Genomic DNA, 22,691 nt, shown 5'->3' with positions numbered 1-22,691 from the left:
ATCACCATGTATCGTGTACCAGTTTTATCAAAATCCGATGAACAAAAAAGTTTCCTTAGTTGTCAGTGACTTGTCCGGAGGTGGTGCTATCCGGGCATTTTTGCTCGGACAAGTCCTGAAAAAGCTCAACTATGCCATAGAGATTGTGGGATTTATGTTTGGGAAGGAGTTATATGCCACTCCTCCTTCTGGTTTTACCATTACTTCCGTCCCTGGTGGTAAATATCCTGGAGTCTTAACCGCTGCCCGAGACCTGTTAAAAAAGATAGATGGCGATATTATCTATGCCGTAAAACCCAAACCCACCAGTTTTGGTCTGTCTGTGCTCAAAAAGTTTACTAGCCGTCGTCCAATCATCCTGGATATGGATGATTGGGAGCTAAGTTGGTATGGTGGCGACCAATGGCAGTATCGTCCAACCCTTAAACAGTTCGGTAGGGATATTCTTACCAAAGATGGTCAATTGAGATATCCAGACCATCCCCTGTATATCAAATGGCTAGAAAACTTCGTCAATTATGCTGATGCTATCACTATAGATACTCAGTTTCTCAAGGAACGCTTCGGTGGTGTCTATCTATCCAATGGTAAAGATACCGATCTGTTTGACCCCCAGCACTATGACCCAGAACTCAGCCGCAAGCGTTATGGGTTATCGGAGTATCGGGTGTTAATGTTTCCTGGTGCGCCACGACCCCACAAAGGAGTTGAAGATGTTTTAGTAGCGCTAGAGTATCTCAATCAGCCAGACTTAAGATTGGTGATTGTCGGAGGCAGTCCCTATGATGATTATGATCAACAACTGATCAAAAAATGGGGACGTTGGATTCTTAAATTGCCCAGAACCCCAGTCGAAGAAATGCCAGAGGTCGTGTCAGCGGCTCATATTGTGGTGGTTCCCCAGCGAGATACTCTGGCGGCTAGAGCTCAGTTTCCCTTAAAATTGACAGATGGTATGGCAATGGCTAAGCCAGTTTTGTCTACCCGTGTTGGGGATATCCCAACAATTTTAGGTGATACCGGTTATCTGGTTGAGCCTAGTTCGCCACAACAACTAGCTGAGGGGATTCAACAGATATTTCAGAATCTAGATGCTGCCAATCATAAAGGACTTCAAGCCAGGGAGCTATGTGTGAAGTACCATAGTGTTGATGCCATGGCGGCAGTTCTTGCAGATGTTATTGCTGATTTATAATCTGCTAAGCTGTTCAACATATAATTTTGCTCACTAACTAACAGCTTTTTTGTTGACTGTTTATGCTTGAATGGAGCATACGTAAGTCTTCCCCTATACCAACAGTCAACAGTCAACACTCAACAATAAAAAAACAGTAATCATGTCTCCTAATCGATTACTCCTTAGCTACGCACTACGCCATCCTATCTTGATTGTCTTGACTGTCTTGCTGGGATTTTCCAGTGCCATGTTTAATAGTGTCGGTACAACCATAATTGTGCCGTTAGTGCTGGAGTTTTTAGGTCAAAAGAAACTAGATCTAAGCAAAGCCCCCCCTATCATTCAGAAAACCATGGCTCTTTTTGAGGGGTTTGAAGGGGGCAATCGCTTGCTGATCATGGTACTTGTAGTTCTCTTAGCGATTGTCCTGAAAAATGTAGCTAACTATGTCAATATCTTAGTGTCTACCCATTTCTCCAAAAAATTAATTAATACCTTTCGTAAAGAAGGGATTAAATTACTCTTGGATGTGGATATTGATTTTTATGCTAAGACTAAAATTGGTGATATTATCAATCGGATTAGTCAAGAAATTGGTCGAGCCGCCAATGCCATTAAAATTGCCATTCAATTATTTACGACGGTAATCACCATTTTGGTATTTGTATTTCTTCTAATCTCGATTTCCTGGCAATTAACTATTGCAACAAGTATTTTATTATTGGGCGTCTTCATTATTAATCAAGTTTTTGTTAGGCGGTCTAAGCAATTTGGTAAAATTCTATCAGAAAAATCCAGAAAATATTCAGGATCATTACTGGAAATATTAACGGGAATTCGGTTAATCAAATCAGTTAGTAATGAACAAGATGAATATCAACGGATTGAAAAAGTTATTGATGAACGTGAACAGGCTGAATTTCAATCCCAGGCTAATTTTGCGGCAATTAACCCCATTAATGAAGTTTCGGGAATATTGGCAATTTTAGCCATCGTCTTTGTGGGCAAAAATCTCCTGTTGCAAGATAGTTCAGCAGAAGAACTGGAAGCAATCTCTACTGTTTTGGGGATTTATTTATTCTTACTATTCCGTTTGTTACCAGTAATCAGTCAGTTGAATGGGCAAAGAAGTCGGTTTGCTAATGTGTCTGCTAGTACAGCAATCGTGGCTGATTTTTTGCGGCGAGACAACAAACCGATTATGACCAATGGCAAAAATATCTACACCAAGGTATCCCAAGAAATTCGCATAGAAAATCTATCGTTTGCCTATCCTGGTCATGAGGATTTGGTACTCAATGGGGTGAATTTGTCGATTCCCAAAGGCACTACTATGGCATTGGTGGGTGCTTCCGGTGCCGGTAAGTCAACTTTGGCAGATTTGTTGCCACGATTTTATGACCCAGTTGAAGGACGAATCACCATCGATGGCACAGATTTGAGGGATTACGATATCCGTTCCCTCAGACAAGCTATGGGGGTTGTCAGTCAGGATACGTTTTTATTTAATAATTCCGTGCGCAACAATATTGCTTATGGAATGAAAGATGTTACCGAGGCAGATATTATGGCAGCAGCGAAACGAGCTAATGCCTATGAATTTATCATTGAATTACCCGACGGGTTTGATACCCAAGTAGGGGATCGTGGTGTACTGTTATCCGGTGGACAACGCCAACGCATGGCCATTGCCCGGGCGCTGCTGCGCAATCCAGATATTTTAATTTTAGATGAAGCAACCAGTGCCTTAGATACGGTTTCCGAACGGCTAGTACAACAAGCTATTGACGAACTCTGCCGCGATCGCACAACGGTAGTGATTGCTCACCGACTGTCCACGATCCAAAAAGCTGATCAAATCGTGGTTATGGACAAAGGGCAAGTGGTTGAGATTGGCACCCATGAGGAACTGCTTAGGAAGGAGGGTTACTACTCTCGTTTGTACAAGATGCAGTTTGAGCACAATAGCAATGGAGAGGTTAAAAATGTGGTCAAAAAGGAGTTAGTCAATACCTCCCATGAAGTACGAACTCACCTGACCCCAATGATTGTTTGCTTGCAGTTAGTGGTCAATGACCTAGTTGATAGCTCTCAGGAACGTCAGGAATTAACTGAAGAAGCCTATCAATCAGCAGTTCGTCTGCTTAAAACGTTGGAGTATTTAGAAGAAAGCTCAACTATAAAATCAATAGCCTGATTTGTGATTCCTGTAATGATCTATCAACCACCACGCCCAAAAATTCCTGAGTGTAGCTGGCAACGTCCCCTAGGACTAGGCTGGGATAACCCTTATACTGTCCGTTACCCAAGTAATCTTGATGATGGTCCCTGGCACGGCATGCCTTTGGGGGGATTTGGTGCTGGTTGTATTGGTCGCTCTCCCCGAGGTGATTTTAATTTATGGCACTTAGATGGGGGAGAACACATCTTTAAAAGCCTTCCCGCTTGTCAATTTAGTGTATTTGAACAACCAGAGCATTCTCTAGCCCAGGCTTATGCTTTATGTACTCAACCACCAGAGGATGGTAAGCTGGGCTCTTGGCAATGGTATCCAACACAAGGCAAAGGTGAGGAAAACACGTCAGAGGTTTCTGGTCACTACCATGCTTTGTATCCTCGCAGTTGGTTTACCTATGAAAATGTTTTTCAGACTGAACTAACCTGTGAGCAGTTTTCTCCGATTTGGGCAGGATGTTATCAGGAAAGTAGTTACCCAGTGGCGGTGTTTGAGTGGACGGCTCACAACCCTACTGATACCCCCATTACCATTAGCATCATGCTCACTTGGCAGAATATGGTGGGTTGGTTTACCAATGCGATTAAAAACCCAGAGGTGCGGGTAAGAGATGATGGTAGTCCGGTGTATGAGTACCAGCCTCGGTGGGGAGATAGTACGGGGAATTTGAATCAGTGGATTGTGGATCACTATCGGGTCGGATTTGTTCTAGACCGGGTGAGACTGGGGGATGAGATTAAAGAAGGGGAAGGGCAATTATGCCTGGCTACAGTTACTAATCCCAGTATGGAAGTGTTTTACCACGGTCGCTGGAATCCAGTGGGTGATGGTGCTGAGGTTTGGGATACGTTTGCTACGGATGGTAGCTTGGTAGACCATCAAGATGAAACTCCAGCGGCACCAGGAGAACAAATTGCGTGCGCGATCGCAATTCGCTTCACTCTTCGTCCAGGTAAAACCCGCAAAATTCCCTTTATCCTGGCTTGGGACTTCCCGGTGACAGAATTTAAATTAGGTATTAACTATTACCGGAGATACACGGACTTTTTTGGACGCAACGGTAATAATGGCTGGTCAATGGTGCGCACTGCTCTCAAGCACCATGATCTGTGGCGAGAACAAATTGAATCATGGCAAGAACCGGTCTTAAATCAGCAGGATTTACCCCATTGGTTCAAGATGGCCTTGTTTAATGAGCTTTACTTGCTCACGGATGGCGGTACTCTGTGGACAGCAGCAACTGAACTTGACCCGATTGGACAGTTTGGTGTATTAGAATGTCTAGATTACCGTTGGTACGAAAGCCTGGATGTGCGGCTCTATGGTTCTTTTGCCCTAGCAATGCTGTGGCCGAAACTGGATAAAGCGGTGCTAGAAGCCTTTGCCCGGGCTATCCCGACCAGCGATGAAACAATACGTATTATTGGTTACAACCAAGCTCAAGCTGTCCGTAAAATTGCGGATGCTACTCCCCATGACCTAGGAGCGCCCAATGAGCATCCTTGGCAACAGACGAATTATACTAGCTACCAGGATTGTAACCAGTGGAAGGATTTAGCCAGTGACTTTGTTTTACAAGTCTATAGGGATTTTGTTTTATCTAGCGCTACAGATATAGATTTATTGTGGGAGTGCTGGTCATCCATTGTCAAGGCACTGGCTTATCTCAAGGGGTTTGACCAAGATGGAGATGGCATACCAGAAAACTATGGGGCACCAGATCAAACCTTTGATGATTGGCGATTGCAGGGAGTAAGTGCTTACTGTGGGGGGTTGTGGTTAGCGGCTTTGGAGAGTGCGATCGCAATTGGAGAAATTCTGACCAAGAATTATCCACCAACATCCCCATTAGTAGAAGTACCTGAGCTAGAGTCCATTCAAGAAACCATTGACTGCTATCGCCAGTGGTTAGCACAAGCTATGCCAATTTATCAAGAAAAGCTGTGGAATGGGCAGTACTATCAACTAGATAGTGAAAGTGGCTCAGATGTGGTGATGGCAGACCAGTTATGTGGTCAATTTTATGCTCAGTTACTGGGATTACCGGATATTGTGCCACCAGAGTGTACTCTCTCAGCCCTCAAGACTGTGTATGATGCCTGTTTTTTAAAGTTCCATCAGGGTAAACTGGGAGCAGCTAATGGAGTCAGACCCGATGGCACACCAGAAGATCCCGATGCTACTCATCCAATCGAAGTATGGACAGGAATTAATTTTGGATTAGCAGCATTTCTGATTCAGCAAGGGATGAAAGATGAAGCTTTACGTATGACTGAAGCAGTGGTGAGGCAGGTTTATGATCATGGCTTGCAATTTAGGACACCAGAAGCGATTACAGCAGTAGGGACATTCCGGGCTAGTCACTATTTGCGAGCCATGGGGATTTGGGCAGTTTATTTAATGCTGAAGGATAATACCAACGAGAAAAAGACAGGTAATGGCGGGCGTTATGTACCCTTATGCGATGCTCCTTTGGAGCCGCTACGCGATTGGCCGTAGGCCACGCTACGCGAACGTACTGCCACACTATCAGCAAGATGCCCTAATTGCTGGTTTCTCAACGGAAAATCCGATAGCCAAATTTTCTAATGTCCTGATGATCAATTGACCAATAAGAAGGTAGCTAAGGGAGCAAGCCTGATTGATATTCCAAACTACAGCAGCTTGGGTATCTTCAGGATGATAGTTAGTTAATTTTCTTGCTGTTTCGGTAATTTTTTTACCTGGTTGACTGACTTTTATGGCTTCCAGGGTTGATTTTAACATAGTGAAACCCACCTTGGCAATAATTTGCTTGGGTTTCGCTACCGCTCAACTGCTCTCTACATAAAATCAAGGATTTTAGGAGTAAAGTCACTCAACCAGATTTGTTACTTGTAAGCATTGATATATCAGCACTTCAGCAGTGAGTTTTTCAATAAATTCAAACTTATGAATTTGGCTGAGGGGAGCGAGTACATCAGTTATCTTGGATAACCTTCAATCAGCGGATAGCTGATAGCTCTAGGCTGAATGCTTACTGTTCCGTTAGTCTAACTTTCGGGAATTATCTAAGTATAGGCTCTGACTTGGAGTAATCAATTACAGATAGAACAAACAATTAAGAGGATAAAATAATGAAATTAACTTACCGTGGTATTACCTATGAAAATGATCCGGTAAATTTGGAGATGAAATCCGAAAAAATTGTTGGTAAGTATCGTGCTGTCCGTTGGCGACAGCCAAAGCTCAACGGTGTGCTTTTGCCGGAAGCTATCGGTAAATTAAAGTATCGTGGGGCATATTATCTCCACGTTGTTTGGGGTAAACCGATTGATTTTACTAAGCAACGTTACGGAGCAAAGCATCCTTGTTCTAAATAGCTAACCTAACACCATTCGCGCATCAGCTATAGCGCCTATTGGCCTTAGCTGAATGCTTACATACATAAGCTATAGAGTATCTTGAAATTGTTCCTTAAGTTGAGCTTTGGGTAATCCACCATAGCAACACTATTACTAAACTAAGGCAAAAGGCTTCCATGCAAAAGGCTTCAATGGCTTACCCAAATTGCCACAATACTTGCCACAATACTATAGATGCTTTGGATGCCTTCCCGTAGGGGTGCCGAAAGCAGGTTATAGCAGTCGCCAGGGCAGGCGCGGACATGACAAAAGTCTCAAACCTAAGTAAGCGCAAGAGTTTGACTTCTGACTTCTGACTTCTGACTTCTGACTTCTGCTATATATCCTTGGGACGCTTCTGCTGAGGAAAACCTCTGGATGATTGGTTGAGCTAGTGTACCTCCTTATAGCTAGAAACTGGTGGCGAACACCAGGTTATGATATAGGTTAGTACCCAAAGACTAACTAATCGAAACTAATCACCGATGGATGGATATGGCTGGAAGCTCCACCCCTGCACCGAACAACGGAAGTTCCGTAGCACTCCTTCTCAGGAGAAGGACAAAGGCTTCCGAAAGAAATTCAAAAACATTGTCAACAAGTCGAATTATGCAGCTAAGATAAAGGCAGAAAAACTTGCACCAATTCTAAAAGGATGGCGAACTGATCACCGCTCCTGCAAAATGGACAGTGCAAGACACTCCCTCTGGTTCCTTAGAAACCGTGCCTTCAAAGTCTTCAATCAGGAGAAAAGCAGAACCGTCACTCGGCTAAGGAATTAGTCAAAAGGGCGTTGAAGCCAGTCTCCTGGAATAAAAACGGACATATAAACCTCAAAGGGAATAAGTCACCCTAAGACGGAGACCTAACCTACTGGAGTAAGATAAAATACCAGCTCTATGATAGAGTTAAATCCAAAGCCTTAGTCAAACAAAAACCTATCAAATAACCATCTATCAAATAACCATCTATATGTAGATACTGCGAATTAGCATTTGTCTCTGACTAACTGCTTCAGAAGCGAATAGTAGCAGGTGCTTACAAATTTTTTACGATATCCACGCTAAGGTAATCCTAGTTAAGAGGTTTTGAGTTTTATTCGATAGTGATTATGTCCCATCATCTCATCTTCAGAGAATCACGGACTCAGGTTTCTGTACCTGTGAAAATTGCATCTTCACCTCCATCTACCATTCCCAAGACGTCTGCCTCTGCTGGGCAACTTGGGAATTTGAATCATTGGATTTTTGTGTCTATTGGACTAGTTTTAGTGGTGATTGGATTAGTAGTGTATGGTAAGCTGCAATTCAAGGATAGGGACAAAAAGCTCAAATTGGAGCAGTATAAAACTGCTGATCTCCGAAAAAAGTTAAAGCTGGCGCTTAATACCATCCGGAAAATGGAATCCAATCCCGATTTGGTTCACTCCCGGGAATTTAATCTGGACTACCTCAGAATGCGAATGGAAGAAGAGGTATTCCACTTTGCAGTTATCAATCAAATTAAAATTCGAATAAAACAGTTAATCAGTATAGCATTACGACCTACTCAAGACTCTAGAAATGTTATCGGTGTTGCTAGTACGTCAGGTCGTCAAATTAATGAAATATTTGATGTTAAGTACGAGACTGAAATTCGAGGTAAACGCAGTGTGGGAGTGCTTTTCCGCATTCAAGTTAAGTTAATGAAATTACCAACTCAACGCACCTCGGCAACTGTTAGCCAAATTATTGACTGTATTGAAACATTTCTTAGTCCAGATGCGGAAAATGATACCTGGCAACCAACTATTCAAGGACGTATTGTTTGCATGCGTTGGGATCAAAAGGCAAAACCAACGCCATTATTAGTATTGGAGCAATCCACGGAAGGGGTTAACGTTACTCTAAGAACTAAACGGGTTGGTATGACGTAATACCAATTTCATTTATAGCAGTTCTCAATGGTTTTAGGGAATAGGGAGTAGGGAGTAGGGAGTAGGGAGTGTGGCGAGATGGGGAGATGGGGAGATGGGGAGATGAAATTTATGTGTAGCCGTAATTTCCAAAATTGGTATTAGCCATTAGCCATTAGCCATTAGCCATTAGCCATTAGCCATTAGTTATTACCGATTACCAATTACCGATTACCGAAGCTTTACAATACCAATGCTCCCGGACATGATATTACGCAGTAAAGCTACCTGTAGGGTGCCTTATTAAGGCACCCTACTATTTATAGAGTTTGGTTTCCAGTTTGGCGTAAGTCCTGTTTGGGTTATTCCTTAATCAACTTTTTAAACAGGCTTTAATAATCTTTATACAGCTAATAAATTTGCTTCGATACTATAGATAAGAAACGAGTAAAATACTCAAAATGTTTATTAATCCTAGGGGGTGGTTCGGGAAGATTATTCCTTCCCATACACCAACTCAGTATACAGATATTTCTACAAATAAAGATACATTATCACAGCATAACACTCCGTTAAATCCAGCTAGATTAGGTTTTCTACTAGCTGTTTTTTTTCCCCTATTCGGAGCAATTTCAACGGCTCGGGATTGGGAGGGAGTGCAACGGATGGAAAGACAAACCCAAGCTTGGTTTTTCCAACTTAGGGGTCCGGTGACTCCCCCAGACAATATAGTGATTTTGGCAATTGATGAGGAGTCTCTGAATTTAAATCAATCCTATTATAATGATGAGACTCAAGCACTAACTGATTTAGAACTTATCAAAAGCTGGCCCTGGAAACGAGCTGCTTATGCTACAGCGATTGAGCGTGTGATGGCTGCTGGAGCTAGGTCTGTCGCGGTTAGTCTTGTGTTAGATAGTCCCAGTAGTTACGGTGAGGCAGATGATCAACGGTTGAGACAGGTGCTCCAAAACTATGGCGAAAGGGTTACTCTGGCCGCTATGTATGAGACTTACGAAACTGTTGAAGGTGAGACTATCAAGCTAGTTAAGCCAAATTCTTTGTTTGAGACACCCCAGCTATCTGTAGGTTCGATTAATTATCCCGTTGAGCCGGATGGCAGAATCTATAGTCTAGCCAATCAGTATCCCAAAGTTTGGGCTAAGAATAATCCAGAATTGGCAGAAACATCTAATCAGCTGATTTTTACAGTACCTTCCTTTAACGAGGCTACCTTGGCCAAAAGGCCACGCTACGCGAAGGCAGCTGCTCAAGACTCAGGACTGAGGACGAAACCCAAATCAGAGAATATTTTCTTCTACGGTTCGGATGTATTTCCATCTATTCCCTTCTGGTATGTCTTAGACGATAATCGCTGGCACACTCGCCTAGAAGATGGTAAGTATTTCCAAGACAAGATTGTGTTAATTGGAGCAACTGCTAGCTCATTACCAGATTTTCATCGCACTCCTGTGTCCGACAGAATGGCTGGGGTGGAAATTAATGCTAATGCGATCGCAACACTACTCGAAGGTCGTGCCATTGTCCAAGCAATTCCCAATCCTATCCACAGAGGAGTGTTGATCTTCTTAGGGGTTACTGTCGTCAGGTACTTATTCAGTCGGATTAAGCGATGGCAAGTTTGCCTAGGCTGGACAGTGCTCGGGGTAATCACTTGGGGAGGAATCAGTTATCTATTTTTCGTGTATGAGGGGCTAATTTTACCTACAGCAGTGCCTTTAGTTAGCATGACTCTCAGTGGTATTTTCTGTAGCGCTATGGGAGCAATTCAAGACCTGAAGAACAAACAGCAACTACGCCAAACTCTTAAACATTACGTTTCTGCGCCCATTGTCCAAGAAATTATCTCTGGACAGGATGATTTAAGGAATTTGCTGGAGGAGAGGGAACAGGAACTATTAGCGACTAAGTTAAGTGGACGCTATCAAATCATCAAACGACTTAGTGCCGGAGGATTTGGCGAAACCTTTATTGCTGAAGACACCCAGCGACCGGGAAATCCGACCTGTGTGGTCAAGCAGCTCAAACCTGCTAGCAATAATCCTCAACACTGGCAACTGGCTCGACGGTTATTTCAAACGGAAGCAGAAATTCTGGAAAAGTTGGGCAAACATCACCAAATCCCTGAGCTGTTAGCCTATTTTGATGAAAATCAAGAATTTTATCTAGTTGAAGAGTTCATTAATGGTCATCCTCTCAGCAATGAGTTACTACCGAAACCTCTTCCTGAAGCCAACGTCATTGGGATAGTGGTAGATATTCTACAGGTATTGCAGTTTGTCCATAGTCACAGTGTGATTCACCGAGATATTAAACCTGATAATCTAATTCGGCGCAAATCAGATCAGAAGCTGGTGCTAATTGACTTTGGCGCTGTTAAAGAAATTACTAATCAATTGCATCCAAGACGAAATTTGACTAAGTTCACGGTGGGCATTGGTACTAAAGGTTATATGCCTAATGAACAAGCTGTGGGTAGTCCAAGATTTAACAGTGATATTTATGCCACAGGTATGATTGCTGTGCGATCGCTTACTGGCATAACTCCTAGCAAATTACCCACAGATCCCATAACTGGAGAAGTAATTTGGCTCGATAAGGCACAGGTCAGTCCTGAATTAGCTACAGTGGTCAACAAAATGGTGCGCTATAGCTTCCGAAGTCGCTATCAGTCGGCTCAGGAGGTATTAGAAGCACTGAAACCTTTAACCAAAACCTTGGCAACATTCTCGTTTAGTAGCCCTAAGTCATCCGTAGCGCTAGAATCTGAGGCTTCCACCGTGCCAGCACCACAGGAAACCATGGTCGATAGTGACTGTTCCAGTTCACAGAAAACTGTTCCGTTGTCGGAATCTACCACAGTGCTAGAGGAGGAAACCATCCCCGATAGTGATTGTTCCAGTTCACAGAAAACTGTTCCGTTGTCGGAATCTACCACAGTGCTAGAGTCTGACCAAACCTTATCCTAGTCCAACATTTAACCTTGGCCTTTGGCCACGCTACGCGAACAACCTTGGCCTTTGGCCACGCTACGCGAACAACATTGGCCTTTGGCCACGCTACGCGAACAACCTTCAACAGAATAACCTTCAACCGATGGCTGATCGTGGTGCGTTACGGGACCGGCTGTCATACCCTGGCCCATAGGCCAAAAATCCGGGTGAGCCGGTCCCTAACGCACCCTACGGCACTTCAACAGAATAACCTTCAACAGAATAACCTTGGCCTATTGGCCACGCTTCGCGAACAACATTAGGCCACTGCTAGAGGATTTAACCATCGCAAAATTTCTCGTTGCAACCGATTTAAATCGCGATAGACTTCTTGCTTGACCCACTGACCTACGGCATCCAATGGGGTAAACACTGATCCTGGGTTTAAGGTGACATCTTGCCCTAAAGGTGTTAAGTGATTTCCTGGTATCCGCTGTAGAGCAACCATATTTGGAAAACGTTTCTGTAAGGCTTGGGTCAAGCTAACACTTTGGTCAATCTCGTCATCAGTGAATTTAATCAGTAAATTACGCTGGATTTGATAGCGTTGAGTAATCAGATAGTTAGTTTCTTGGGGTGAAGGAGTAAACTCAACCTGAAAGACAGGATTGAGGTTTAACTGTTCCACAAAGGGGATAGCACGGTCAGCGGAATAGTTGTTATAGGAAATCAAGATATTACCAGCTCGTTCTACACTGAAGAGGCTGCCAATCAACAAGTGTAGTTTGCACCCCATGCTGTGGCCGATACCATAGATGGGTAGATACCGTTTCCGGAAAACATTGGTTACCTGTAAACGATTGAGAGTAGTCTCGAAGCGGTTGAGTACATCTCGTGCGATCGCAATATGGTCGAGGGTATTCACAAACGGTGTCGCAATCACTGCATACCGTTGATCTGCTAATTTTTCCAGTAACAATCGGTAGGTTACTTGGGGAGCTGTCGCAATAAACGCCCCACCCAGGAAATGGATTATCCCAGTGGGACGATTGGGGATTAAAACCCAGTTACCAGATATCTCTTGCCAGTCCATGCCATACTCTACAGGGTTTACCTCTTTTATTGTAAAGATGTTTGTAGAGTAACCTGGAGTACTGTATTAATACTGTATTAATGTATTACTATCTTCAATTTCGGCATTCATAATTCAGAATTCTCTTGACCTGGTACCATTAGTCGAAATTCATAAGTGTTGGGAGTAGACAATAATTCTGCACCCCTAGGATTAAGGTATCGCCCGTTGAATTTTAACTTCATGCGACTCTTGAAGCTACCAGCACAGTAGCTAGGATTAGTATTAGCTCCAGGTGTGAAGGAAATCCTGTATTGAATTTCTCCTAGTGTAGGGTAGGCTTCGATATTAAGTAAATCTTGAGTAACACTCGTCATATCTTCAATTATTAACTCTTTACCGCACTCATTAATAATTTGCTTGTTAGAAGCTAAGGCTTGAATTGCCGAGGTAATAAATTCTGATGCGGTGTTGATATCACCAATAACTGGTTCTTGAGCATTTAACCCTGAAGCAAAAGCGAAAACCATAGCAGTTGCAGCAGCAATTAACGTATTTTTTACCTTCATCTTGAGCCTCGTTTAGTTGAGATGATTATGAGCACACAGTTGAGAACAAATCTTGAGTGCCCATGACAATTAGCAGTGCTAATGGCGCAGTATCAGGAAAACTGTTTAGCGGGACTTATCCATACAATTCCCTAAAGTGTCTAGTCAGGGAACAGTCTATAGTCAACTATGGGTATAAAGGATAGGATGAAGATGAGGATTACTAATTTTATAAAAAAATGCTATACTTCAAAGATAGATTTCCAACTATTTTGAATGAAATTGAGACTTTATTAGTTAATCACTCTGATTCTTTGTCTGTCGTTTCTGATATATTAGAAGTATCGCATTACTTTGTAAAAGTGTAGATTAAACAACTCTACAGGACTTAGGCAATAACTCTACTTATGAGGGTGCGTTAATAAGGCACCCTACTGACTAAAGACTCATAACTAACTCACTAAAGACTCAGGGCTGACCTTAGTCAAGTCTCGAATCTGCTCAATCAAATTGTTCATACCATCAATATTGAGGCGATAACTGATGGGATGGGCAATCAGTCGTGCTGTACTCTCATACAAAATGTCAATTTCAATCAAGCCATTCTCTTTCAAGGTACGACCTGTGGACACCAAATCCACAATTGCCTCCGACATCCCGGTAATCGGACCAAGTTCAACAGAACCGTAGAGCGGGATAATTTCTACTGGCAAATCCAGGTTATTGAAATATTCCCGAGCACAGTGAACAAACTTGGAGGCTACGCGACCATGAGCTGGCAAATCCAAAGGGCTTAGATAAGAGCTAGCTGCACGAACTGCCAATGACATCCGACAATAACCAAAGTGTAAGTCACCTAAGGTAGCCACTGCCGGGGTTTTTTCCCGTAGCACATCGTAACCAACTATCCCCAACTGAGCTTGACCATATTCCACGTAAACCGGTACATCTTGAGCTCGTACCAGTAGAGCTTGAGCAGTTTGACTGGGGTCTTGAATCTGGAGTTGGCGGTTGGAGGAGTCTAGGAAGGCACTAAAGTCTAAGCCAACGGATTGCAGTAGCTTGATGCTGTCTTTTAGGAGTGCGCCTTTGGGTAATGCGATGGTAATCATATGGGGAGCTTCGGGAGCTTTGGGAGGGGGTAAATTAGTTCACTGATCAGATCAACTATACCGGTAGAAGCTCAATTATAGAAGCCCGTGCTCCTCAAATTATCACCAACCCCATCATGTCCTTAGGTGCGCTTGACCTTGGTCAATTTCGACTTGTTTAAGTTTTTGACGAAAGGTATCAAAACCTTATTCTGTATGGATTTAAAAGGCACCATTTAGAAAATTATGTTACTCAGTAAAGCCTATATGTTTTGTTATATAAAAGCGAGATTGATTGACAAAATTATCGGTTCTTGATAAGTTATATTTTGCTAATTTTACATTTTTATCAGGTTCAATGTTAGATCCAACACTTACTACTACTTCATTCACTACCACTTCATTCATCGTTTAGCAATCAATTATATAGACACAGAATCGAAAAATCGCAAAGCAAAAGGTTTATCAAATTTTACCTTAGCCCATACTATCCGGGGATTTTCCATTACAATATCTAAAATCATCTGGGTTAGCGTTTCTAGTAAATTAAACTGGCTTTATTCCACTGCTTTAATCACACGCTTGGTTAGGGTTTTATAATTTAGGGTATCTTCAACGCGTTCGCGTAGCGTGGCCTACGGCCAATCGCTTTTTGTAGAATTTCCAGGGGTAAAGCCAGCCTTAATATTAATCACTACATCTTGTTTAGTTTTTCTTTCCCAGTCATTAAAGCCAATTATCGTCCTGAGTCTTAAATTTTTTATTTCCAGCAGCGCTTCAACATAACTGTCTTGTTTTATACTTCCGAAATCATTAACTTTTATTGATGTGATATCAGTAAGTTGTGTCATATCTTTGATGTATCTAGTCTTGATTAATTTTTAAGCTATCAGCCGTCAGCTATCAGCCGTCAGCTATCAGCCGTTAGCGATAAGTTATCAGTTATCAGTTAAGCTGTTCAGCATTTAGATTGGGATACCTAAATTGCTCAAAGGGAACAGGGAACAGCGGATCTGGGAACGGGTAATAACCAATTTAAATGCACATTAGCTGATCAGTTATCAGTTCTAATTAAAAAGCGGGGGCTTACAGTTTATTACAAATGTTGACCGCCATCCACAAATAATAACTGTCCGGTAACAAATTGATTAGAGAGCAAATAGCGAACAGCCTGACAAATCTGCGACTCATTCCCCTGCGATCGCTTTACCAATCCTTTTGCTCCCACCTGTAACCAATGCCCAAGCCATACTGGTTTGTTTTTCGAGCCGTTAAATTATAATTAGCCTTTGATTAACTTTATCTTAACTATAAGAGTATATGAAGTAGCTGATCCCATCTATCAATGAATTGGGTATTCACTACAGGTAGTAGAGCTCGTTAATAACCCACTCTACAGATAGAGTTGCCGCGTAAGTCCTATAATTTTGTTGATAGTCAACCGTCAACCGTCAACTATCAACAAAATCAATGCGTATCCTTTTAGTAGATGATGAAATTGAGCTGACTGACCCCCTGTCTCGGGTATTAACTCGTGAAGGTTACACTGTAGATGTGGCTTATAATGGGGCGTCAGGAAATGAGTTAGCATCCCAAGGGGCTTATGACTTGTTAATCTTAGACTGGATGCTACCGCACATTTCTGGGTTAGAAATTTGCCAACAAATGCGATCGCATGACACCACTACCCCAGTTCTTTTTCTAACCGCTAAGGACACTGTAGATGACCGAGTCATGGGATTAGATGCTGGTGCTGATGACTATCTAGTTAAACCATTTGAACTGCGGGAGTTACTCGCTAGAGTCCGGGCTCTGCTTCGGCGTTCTGCTGCGACTGATGCCAATCCCAGCCAGCGGTTACAGGTTGGACAAATAGAATTAGACCTAAACAATCAAATTGCTTATCGCCACGGACGCCCAATTGAGCTATCGGAAAAAGAAAGCCAACTGCTAGCGTACTTCATGAGCCATGTTGGTATATTATTATCCCACAAGCAAATTTATCAACATTTGTGGCCATCCGAGGAAATCCCAAAAAGTAACAATTTAGCTGCTCTAGTTCGTTTGTTACGCCGCAAAATCGAAGTTCAGGGTTCCGTCCCCCTGATCCATACAGTTTATGGTAAGGGTTATCGGTTTGGTTGATTGTTGATTGTTAATTTGTAAGCATTCAGCCGTCAGCCGTCAGCCGTCAGCCGTCAGCCGTCAGCTAAAGGCTCACGCTACTTGAGGTGCTTTGTGGCACAGGCTTCGACCCTGGGAGGTAACTCCCATAAGCTGATAGCTGTTCCCTTAGCGTGGGCGTAGCGGATAGGCTGATAGCTGAATGCTTAGGTTAATTGTTAATTTAATTGTTTATTTGCCTGGCTACAGGGACTAAAGGACATGCGATGCAGCCGACATGGTCCGTATTTTTGCAGTGCTAACCGATGCTTTTTGGTACCATAGCCCATGTTGGCTGTCAAATCATACTCTGAATACTTGGCAGCTAGACGAATGATTAAATCATCACGCCACACCTTGGCTACAATACTGGCTGCTGCAATCTTTAGCGATCGCTGATCCCCCTTTACCATATTCTGTTGTGGTATGGGTAAATCTGGCAACCCGTGTAACCCATCAATCAGACAAAGATCGGGCTTAACTTTTAATTTAAGCACAGCCCGTTTCATAGCTAACAATGAAGCCTGTAAGATATTGAGCTGGTCAATTTCTGCACTAGTGGAATAACCAATAGTCCAATCCAGTGCCAATCCCTGAATTTCTTCAGACAGCCTTTGACGTCGCTTCCGGGACAACTGTTTACTATCTTTAACGCCAGCTAGAGCCAGTTGTGGCAAGACAGATACAGGTAAAATCACTGCTGCTGCCACAACTGGACCAAATAAGGCACCTCGCCCTACTTCATCTACCCCAGCCACTAAAGAGGGAGTATCGGATTGATCCGGTAACTCACACACTTCAGTGACTTTGTCGGTTGTCATTTATCCAATGCTGAAGAACGGCGACGGCGGCGGCGCACTATGGGGGGACTATTAATGGTGCCATTGGTAGTACTGAGTTGATCAGATCCAGTTTCTGGAATTGGTGTGGCAGCAGTAGATTGCACCAAGTCCGATTCGTCTAACTCTAGCTGATCGTCGATGGAGGATTGACTATTAGTTGAATCGGTAGTTGAATCGGTAGTTGTATTGGATAATTCTTCTTCATTATCCTCGATTTTTTCTCCCGGCAGTAACACTGAGATAATTGCTGACCTAGGATCTTTGACCTCTCGGTCTAAATGTAGTATAGGGGAAATGCCCATTAACGCATAAACATCTTGTTCTTCTGGGCTCATTTCAACCCTGACCAATTCTGGTGGTTCCTTTTCTTGAGCAAATTTGACTAGCTGAGGTTTTTCTACTCCTGAGCTGGATACCTCGGGTTCTGTGATGGCATCAAAGTTGGATGAGACAGAGATCACCCTGTTGACTCCCCTAGTAATTGGTTCTTCCCTAATCACGGGGTCATCAATACGACGGCGGCGGCGGCGGCGATTATTTACCGCTCCCCGTTCCTGATAACTGGGGTGATTGAGCAAGTCCAACTCATTATCATTCTCAGGAGATAAGTCTACGGGTTCGGGGAACTCTGGAATGCTTCGCTCCGTCGGTAACGGGATCGGTGCTAAGGTCTCTAGTGCTTCTGCTTCCACTTCACCGGGAAGATGTACCAGATGTCCTAACCCGCCACAGGTAGCACAGGTTTTACCAAACAACTCGTAAATATTTTGCCCTTGGCGCTTGCGAGTCAGTTCAACTAAGCCAAGTTCCGAAAGCTGGGCAATCTGGGGTCGGGCTTTGTCCTCTTTTAAGGCTTGATTGAAGTGTTCGAGAACCTGCAACTGATCCCGCCTAGTGTCCATATCAATAAAGTCAACAACGATCACCCCAGCTAGGTTACGTAGGCGCAGCTGCCGGGCAATTTCTGTTGCTGCCTCACAGTTAGTCCACAGAACCGTTTCCCGTGCTGTAGCTGAGCGGGTAAAGGAACCAGAGTTCACATCAATTACAGTTAAAGCTTCGGTAGGTTCAATGATAATGTAGCCACCAGAGGGTAAATCTACTCTTGGCTTGAGGGCTTCTCGAATTGCAGCATTGACCCGGAAATATCCCAAAATTGGCATGCGATCGCGGTGATGGTCAATCAAGACCCCCTCTGGTGCTTGACCTCCGCTCCAGCTCAACAAATGTTGTTTAACCCGTTTGACTGCAGTACTAGAATCCACCACAATCCGATTAACATCAGCAGTGTACATATCCCGGAGGACACGCTGAATAAAATCATCATCCCGATTAAGTAGGGCTGGTGCTCTGGTAGACGTTGCTTCGAGCTGGACAGCTTCCCATTGTCTTTGCAGGTTTTCCAAGTCTTCCATAATGGCTTCTTCGGCTCTGCCTTCGGCTTCGGTGCGCACCAGCACTCCCATGCCCGATGGTTTGATTAGAATTGCTAGAGCTCTGAGGCGATTGCGTTCACTTTCGCTCTTAATCCGCCGAGACAAGTTCACTCCTCGGCCATAAGGCATCAACACCAAATAGCGACCGGGTAAGCTAATATTACCTGTGAGCCTTGGCCCTTTGTTACCAGTCGGTTCTTTCATCACTTGCACCAACACCTTCTGCTGGGGAGTCAGCAGTTCGGTGATCGCACCAGAGCGGCGTTTCAAGCGCAATGGTCCTAGGTCTGTCACATGAATAAAACCATTGCGATCAGGATCCCCAATGTTGACAAATGCTGCATCAATACCCGGTAATACATTTTCTACAATGCCGAGATAAATATCACCGACCTGGTGATTACCGGTGGCAACTACTAGTTCTTGAATTTGATCTTCCCAAAATACAGCAGCAAGTTGATGTTGCTCTGCAATAATAATTTGCTTTGGCATGCAATTTCCTCAAAACTTCGTAGTACGCTTAGTCCTACAGTTAACGATAGGAGTCGTACTCTATTTCTAGGTCTGAAATGTTCGGTGATTTACTGCCATTAAACTGATCGGCCACAGAGACTAATAAATAGACTATGAATAACTAGACTATTTTTTTGCTCATTGTTTGAGCGAGAGTAGTCAATGGCTGTAGTCAATGGCCCTGAAACTGTCTCGAAGCCCCGTCTGTTTAGAGGGGGGTGCTGACAGGGGGTTTCGTGGTTTGGTGAATGGGATTGTAGCGGCTCTGTTGATTGTACCACTTGGAGGCGCGACATTGGTTCTCCACTTTAAGACTCCCGTTCCAGTAGGATCTTCTGCCACAAAGTCGCAAATTTCTGATTAACTTGAGTTTTTCCACAACTGCTTCATACAGCTTTTAACCTAGCTAGCTGACCGTGAGAACCCAACTGTAGGTGCGACCCGTGGCGAATTTAATTCTTAATACGGAAAGCGCACCTAAGAAAATTGAAATAGCTCAATTTTTCTTACTGGTTCAACCAGTAATGGCTGCACGGCACAGCTCACTATTCTTTCGACTCAAAGAGCCTCTGAGCATTACTTGTTAATCGCTTCCACAGGTGCGACCCGTGGCGAATTTAATTCTTAATGGGTCAAGGGCACCTATGTATAATTGTCTCGCAATCTGCCTCGTCCTTCCTATAATCCCGTAGGGACTTCGGGGGATGTTAAGCCTGACAAGTTAGTCGCGTGACTCTTGTGGGTTTAACTAGTTTTAACCGATTTTCTACGGATTTTGATTAACAGTCGTCAACCCCTATCTCTACCCAGTCGCACTCTGAAATAGAGACAACGGATTAATTTGCCACCGATAGAACCGATACAAGAATGGAGGTTAAGCCACGCCCCCCATCAAGAGGTGCGACCCGTGGCGAATTTAATTCGCCAAGATCAAGCGCACCTATGCCAAAATCGGTTATTTTAGATGGCTTTTGCTAACGACAGCTCCCATAGCTGACAGTCAGTTTAACCCTTATCGGCATTGTTCGGGATTTACCACAAACTACCCAGTTGGTACCAATCTATCCAAAAGTTCTGATTTTTTATTAGCTTGACTATTTCCTGACCAGACGTCAGGATATTCTTCAGGGTTTCTGTCTATATCTCCTGAATTTCCCTGTTTCAGCAGCAAAGCTGCTTAGATATAGGGTTAAGAGGCACAAATGCTTGCCTTTTTGGGGATGTGTTATGTCCTGATCCCCTGTTGATTCGCCTACTCAAGAGGTGCGACCCGTGGCGAATTTAATTTGCCAAGGTCAAGCGCACCTAGGTTTCCCACTTGTCTTTCTGACTGGGGTTTTGACGATTCCCGCCCTACCATTGAGAGATTGACGACGAATTGGTTTGTCCTGTCTTGGTTAACCGATACTTTTTAGGTACCAGAATCTACCAAGGCAGATCCTAGCCCGCCAATGCAAGATGCTTTCGCATCCAGGGGGTATCTCCCAAAGCTCTGACGGAATATCCCGCGAGGGCCATAAAAATGTCAAAAAAGTTATAACACCGGGATAGAGAGCGCAACTATTAAACCCTTGGTTTTCGGCTTTAATTTAAGTTACATAATAATCCCTGTCGGTGTTACCCTAATTTAAGTCTAACAAATAATAAGAGTTTTTGGTAGACTCTGCGACATTTTCTCTAGCTGTTTACTAACCCTGCCGGACTGCTAACGGTGAATTTTCACACAGCCTTAGCTAGCTTCAATCATAGCATATCAATTCTTTTGTTGAACTTCCCCATCCGTCGCAGGAATGGGGATTCCCAGGCACAACCTAATAGATTGTTCTCGACCTGGGCGTAACTTTCCCTTGCACCAAGGGTAGCCGGGTAGGGTCAATACCCAGTTTTTTTGAGACCCTTATTTCTTATATTAACACCACGCTTAGGCGCGAAAATTCATCCCTGACCTAAGAGGACGGGGTATTCTTTTCCCTCTCAAACTCTCTCCTTCGATAACTCAAGCGAAACTCAAATTGAACGCACCCGAACTAAGTCAAAGATTATAGTTGGGGATTCTTTCGCTAATAGAAAAGATCTATTAACGTCCCCACCCTAATTCTAAAATATGGCTAGGGACTGCGCTCAACAATTTTGTTCAATTAATTTTGACAGCTTGAGATTGGCGCAGAGACTGAATGGTTGTGAGCGTATGCTCAGCCACCTGCTCAATTTCCGCCATGGTATTAAAGCGTCCAATTCCAAACCGGATCGAGGCATAAGCCAGATTTTCCGGATGTCCTAGGGCTAATAGTACATGGGAAGGAGCTACAGTTGCCGAGGAACAAGCCGAGCCAGAAGAAACGGCTGCCACAGGCTGTAATCCTAGCAGCAGGGCTGCGCCATCTACTCCCTCCACACTAATGTTAAGGTTTCCGGACAATCTCTGGGTAGGATGACCATTGATGTGGATACCTTCTAGTCTAGAGAGAGTCGTCCAAAGACTTTCCCGCAGTTCCATCAACCGTTGGGATTCTGAAGGTTGTTCTTCTAACCCCAGTTCTACAGCTTTAGCAAACCCCACAATCTGAGGGGTATAAAGTGTGCCAGAACGCATCCCTCGTTCATGTCCACCGCCATGGAGCTGGGGTGCAAGCCTTACTCTGGGGTTACGACGCCGGACATAGAGAGCCCCAATGCCCTTTGGTCCATAAATTTTATGGGCTGTCAAGGACATTAAATCAATCTTCATCGACTGCACATCCAAGGGGATTTTGCCAATAGCCTGGGCAGCATCTGTATGGAAGAGTACATTGTGCTGGCGACAAAGATCCCCAATCTCGGCCAATGGCTGCAACACTCCAATTTCATTATTGGCTGCCATCACTGACACTAAAATCGTATCAGGACGGAAAGCCTGCTCTAGCTGGCTTAAATCCACTAGTCCATCATCTTTTACCGGTAGAAATGTCACCTCAAACCCTAGGGTTTCTAAATAGTGACAGGGGTCAAGAACAGCATTGTGTTCAGTTTGTACGGTAATCAGGTGACGTCCTTTACTCAAATAAGCCTCAGCCACTCCTTTAATAGCTAGATTGTTAGCCTCTGTGGCACCACTAGTAAAAATGATCTCGACCGGTGTGGCATGGATAGCATCTGCCAGAATCTGACGCCCTTGTTTCACCGCTGCTTCAGCTTCCCAGCCATAGGTATGGCTGATACTGGATGGATTGCCAAAATGCTCAGTGAAGTAGGGTAACATTGCCTCAAGCACCCGTTCATCCATAGGTGTTGTGGCATGGCAGTCTAGGTAAATTGGGCGATGCATGGTTTTTCGTTGATCAAAAATTGCAGCTGGATATTCCGCCTAAACTCGTAGAGTTAGGAGGGGAGGAATGCTCCATCC

At 43.7% G+C, this 22,691-nt stretch carries 16 protein-coding genes; 8 read left to right on the top strand and 8 right to left on the bottom strand.

The window, feature by feature from the left end; genetic code table 11:
• The first annotated feature begins 37 nt into the window (after positions 1 to 37).
• The 3 genes from F6J90_RS31015 (at position 38) to F6J90_RS31005 (ending at position 5,912) form a co-directional block, all read left to right on the top strand.
• Complete coding sequence (locus F6J90_RS31015) at positions 38 to 1,195, top strand: glycosyltransferase family 4 protein (protein ID WP_293102681.1); 1,158 nt, start codon at positions 38 to 40, stop codon at positions 1,193 to 1,195.
• Between the two features lie 142 nt (positions 1,196 to 1,337).
• The gene (locus F6J90_RS31010; RefSeq protein WP_293102678.1) at positions 1,338 to 3,374 is read left to right on the top strand and encodes an ABC transporter ATP-binding protein; all 2,037 of its coding nucleotides are present in this window, start codon (positions 1,338 to 1,340) and stop codon (positions 3,372 to 3,374) included.
• A 15-nt stretch (positions 3,375 to 3,389) separates the two neighbouring features.
• Positions 3,390 to 5,912 carry a GH116 family glycosyl hydrolase gene (locus tag F6J90_RS31005; RefSeq protein WP_293102675.1) on the top strand — a complete coding sequence of 841 codons (2,523 nt, stop codon included), beginning with the start codon at positions 3,390 to 3,392 and terminating at the stop codon, positions 5,910 to 5,912.
• 30 nt (positions 5,913 to 5,942) lie between these two features.
• Here F6J90_RS31005 and F6J90_RS31000 read toward each other — a convergent pair whose 3' ends face one another.
• Positions 5,943 to 6,179, bottom strand: a complete 237-nt coding sequence (locus F6J90_RS31000; RefSeq protein WP_293102672.1) for a hypothetical protein — start codon at positions 6,177 to 6,179, stop codon at positions 5,943 to 5,945.
• Positions 6,180 to 6,529: 350 nt separating this feature from the next.
• Here F6J90_RS31000 and F6J90_RS30995 point away from each other — a divergent pair, with 350 nt between their 5' ends.
• The 4 genes from F6J90_RS30995 (at position 6,530) to F6J90_RS30980 (ending at position 11,967) form a co-directional block, all read left to right on the top strand.
• Positions 6,530 to 6,775 (top strand): DUF4278 domain-containing protein, encoded by a 246-nt coding sequence (locus tag F6J90_RS30995; protein WP_293102669.1) that lies wholly within the window; start codon positions 6,530 to 6,532, stop codon positions 6,773 to 6,775.
• Positions 6,776 to 7,907: 1,132 nt separating this feature from the next.
• Positions 7,908 to 8,711 (top strand): hypothetical protein, encoded by an 804-nt coding sequence (locus F6J90_RS30990; protein ID WP_293102667.1) that lies wholly within the window; start codon positions 7,908 to 7,910, stop codon positions 8,709 to 8,711.
• 440 nt (positions 8,712 to 9,151) lie between these two features.
• Positions 9,152 to 11,680, top strand: coding sequence for a serine/threonine-protein kinase (locus F6J90_RS30985; protein ID WP_293102664.1), 2,529 nt, complete (start codon positions 9,152 to 9,154; stop codon positions 11,678 to 11,680).
• Positions 11,681 to 11,694: 14 nt separating this feature from the next.
• Positions 11,695 to 11,967 (top strand): hypothetical protein, encoded by a 273-nt coding sequence (locus F6J90_RS30980; protein WP_293102662.1) that lies wholly within the window; start codon positions 11,695 to 11,697, stop codon positions 11,965 to 11,967.
• Here F6J90_RS30980 and F6J90_RS30975 read toward each other — a convergent pair.
• The 4 genes from F6J90_RS30975 to F6J90_RS30960 all read right to left on the bottom strand — a co-directional run bounded on the left by F6J90_RS30975 (position 11,964) and on the right by F6J90_RS30960 (position 15,206).
• The gene (locus F6J90_RS30975) at positions 11,964 to 12,737 is read right to left on the bottom strand and encodes a DUF1350 family protein (RefSeq protein ID WP_293102659.1); all 774 of its coding nucleotides are present in this window, start codon (positions 12,735 to 12,737) and stop codon (positions 11,964 to 11,966) included. The two genes, F6J90_RS30980 and F6J90_RS30975, sit on opposite strands and share 4 nt — an antisense overlap.
• A 107-nt stretch (positions 12,738 to 12,844) precedes the next feature.
• Complete coding sequence (locus F6J90_RS30970; RefSeq protein ID WP_293102656.1) at positions 12,845 to 13,285, bottom strand: hypothetical protein; 441 nt, start codon at positions 13,283 to 13,285, stop codon at positions 12,845 to 12,847.
• 431 nt (positions 13,286 to 13,716) lie between these two features.
• Positions 13,717 to 14,376, bottom strand: a complete 660-nt coding sequence (gene hisG, locus F6J90_RS30965) for an ATP phosphoribosyltransferase (protein ID WP_293102653.1) — start codon at positions 14,374 to 14,376, stop codon at positions 13,717 to 13,719.
• Positions 14,377 to 14,990: 614 nt separating this feature from the next.
• The gene (locus F6J90_RS30960) at positions 14,991 to 15,206 is read right to left on the bottom strand and encodes a dihydroneopterin aldolase (protein ID WP_293102650.1); all 216 of its coding nucleotides are present in this window, start codon (positions 15,204 to 15,206) and stop codon (positions 14,991 to 14,993) included.
• A gap of 619 nt (positions 15,207 to 15,825) precedes the next feature.
• Here F6J90_RS30960 and rppA point away from each other — a divergent pair.
• Positions 15,826 to 16,500, top strand: coding sequence for a two-component system response regulator RppA (gene rppA / locus F6J90_RS30955; RefSeq protein WP_293102647.1), 675 nt, complete (start codon positions 15,826 to 15,828; stop codon positions 16,498 to 16,500).
• Positions 16,501 to 16,697: 197 nt separating this feature from the next.
• Here rppA and F6J90_RS30950 read toward each other — a convergent pair whose 3' ends face one another.
• From F6J90_RS30950 to F6J90_RS30940, 3 genes are all read right to left on the bottom strand, one after another.
• Complete coding sequence (locus tag F6J90_RS30950; protein ID WP_293102644.1) at positions 16,698 to 17,339, bottom strand: ribonuclease HII; 642 nt, start codon at positions 17,337 to 17,339, stop codon at positions 16,698 to 16,700.
• Entirely contained in the window at positions 17,336 to 19,288 is a 1,953-nt protein-coding gene (locus F6J90_RS30945) for an Rne/Rng family ribonuclease (RefSeq protein ID WP_293102641.1), read from the bottom strand. Before F6J90_RS30945 ends, F6J90_RS30950 begins: the two co-directional genes overlap by 4 nt.
• A gap of 2,155 nt (positions 19,289 to 21,443) precedes the next feature.
• Positions 21,444 to 22,613, bottom strand: a complete 1,170-nt coding sequence (locus F6J90_RS30940; RefSeq protein ID WP_293102639.1) for an IscS subfamily cysteine desulfurase — start codon at positions 22,611 to 22,613, stop codon at positions 21,444 to 21,446.
• Positions 22,614 to 22,691 lie beyond the last annotated feature (78 nt).

It is taken from the genome of Moorena sp. SIOASIH, assembly GCF_010671925.1.
GTDB lineage: Bacteria > Cyanobacteriota > Cyanobacteriia > Cyanobacteriales > Coleofasciculaceae > Moorena.
This window is presented reverse-complemented; position numbering and strand designations above follow the sequence as displayed.

What these genes read in the sequence shown, in the direction of transcription:
- F6J90_RS30950 (WP_293102644.1), bottom strand. Translation starts at nt 17,339, where the DNA reads ATGACAACCGACAAAGTCACTGAAGTGTGTGAGTTACCGGATCAATCC.
- F6J90_RS30960 (WP_293102650.1), bottom strand. Translation starts at nt 15,206, where the DNA reads ATGACACAACTTACTGATATCACATCAATAAAAGTTAATGATTTCGGA.
- F6J90_RS30975 (WP_293102659.1), bottom strand. Translation starts at nt 12,737, where the DNA reads ATGGACTGGCAAGAGATATCTGGTAACTGGGTTTTAATCCCCAATCGT.
- rppA (WP_293102647.1), top strand. Translation starts at nt 15,826, where the DNA reads ATGCGTATCCTTTTAGTAGATGATGAAATTGAGCTGACTGACCCCCTG.
- F6J90_RS30945 (WP_293102641.1), bottom strand. Translation starts at nt 19,288, where the DNA reads ATGCCAAAGCAAATTATTATTGCAGAGCAACATCAACTTGCTGCTGTA.
- F6J90_RS30990 (WP_293102667.1), top strand. Translation starts at nt 7,908, where the DNA reads ATGTCCCATCATCTCATCTTCAGAGAATCACGGACTCAGGTTTCTGTA.
- hisG (WP_293102653.1), bottom strand. Translation starts at nt 14,376, where the DNA reads ATGATTACCATCGCATTACCCAAAGGCGCACTCCTAAAAGACAGCATC.
- F6J90_RS31015 (WP_293102681.1), top strand. Translation starts at nt 38, where the DNA reads ATGAACAAAAAAGTTTCCTTAGTTGTCAGTGACTTGTCCGGAGGTGGT.
- F6J90_RS31005 (WP_293102675.1), top strand. Translation starts at nt 3,390, where the DNA reads ATGATCTATCAACCACCACGCCCAAAAATTCCTGAGTGTAGCTGGCAA.
- F6J90_RS30985 (WP_293102664.1), top strand. Translation starts at nt 9,152, where the DNA reads ATGTTTATTAATCCTAGGGGGTGGTTCGGGAAGATTATTCCTTCCCAT.
- F6J90_RS30970 (WP_293102656.1), bottom strand. Translation starts at nt 13,285, where the DNA reads ATGAAGGTAAAAAATACGTTAATTGCTGCTGCAACTGCTATGGTTTTC.
- F6J90_RS30940 (WP_293102639.1), bottom strand. Translation starts at nt 22,613, where the DNA reads ATGCATCGCCCAATTTACCTAGACTGCCATGCCACAACACCTATGGAT.
- F6J90_RS31000 (WP_293102672.1), bottom strand. Translation starts at nt 6,179, where the DNA reads ATGTTAAAATCAACCCTGGAAGCCATAAAAGTCAGTCAACCAGGTAAA.
- F6J90_RS31010 (WP_293102678.1), top strand. Translation starts at nt 1,338, where the DNA reads ATGTCTCCTAATCGATTACTCCTTAGCTACGCACTACGCCATCCTATC.
- F6J90_RS30995 (WP_293102669.1), top strand. Translation starts at nt 6,530, where the DNA reads ATGAAATTAACTTACCGTGGTATTACCTATGAAAATGATCCGGTAAAT.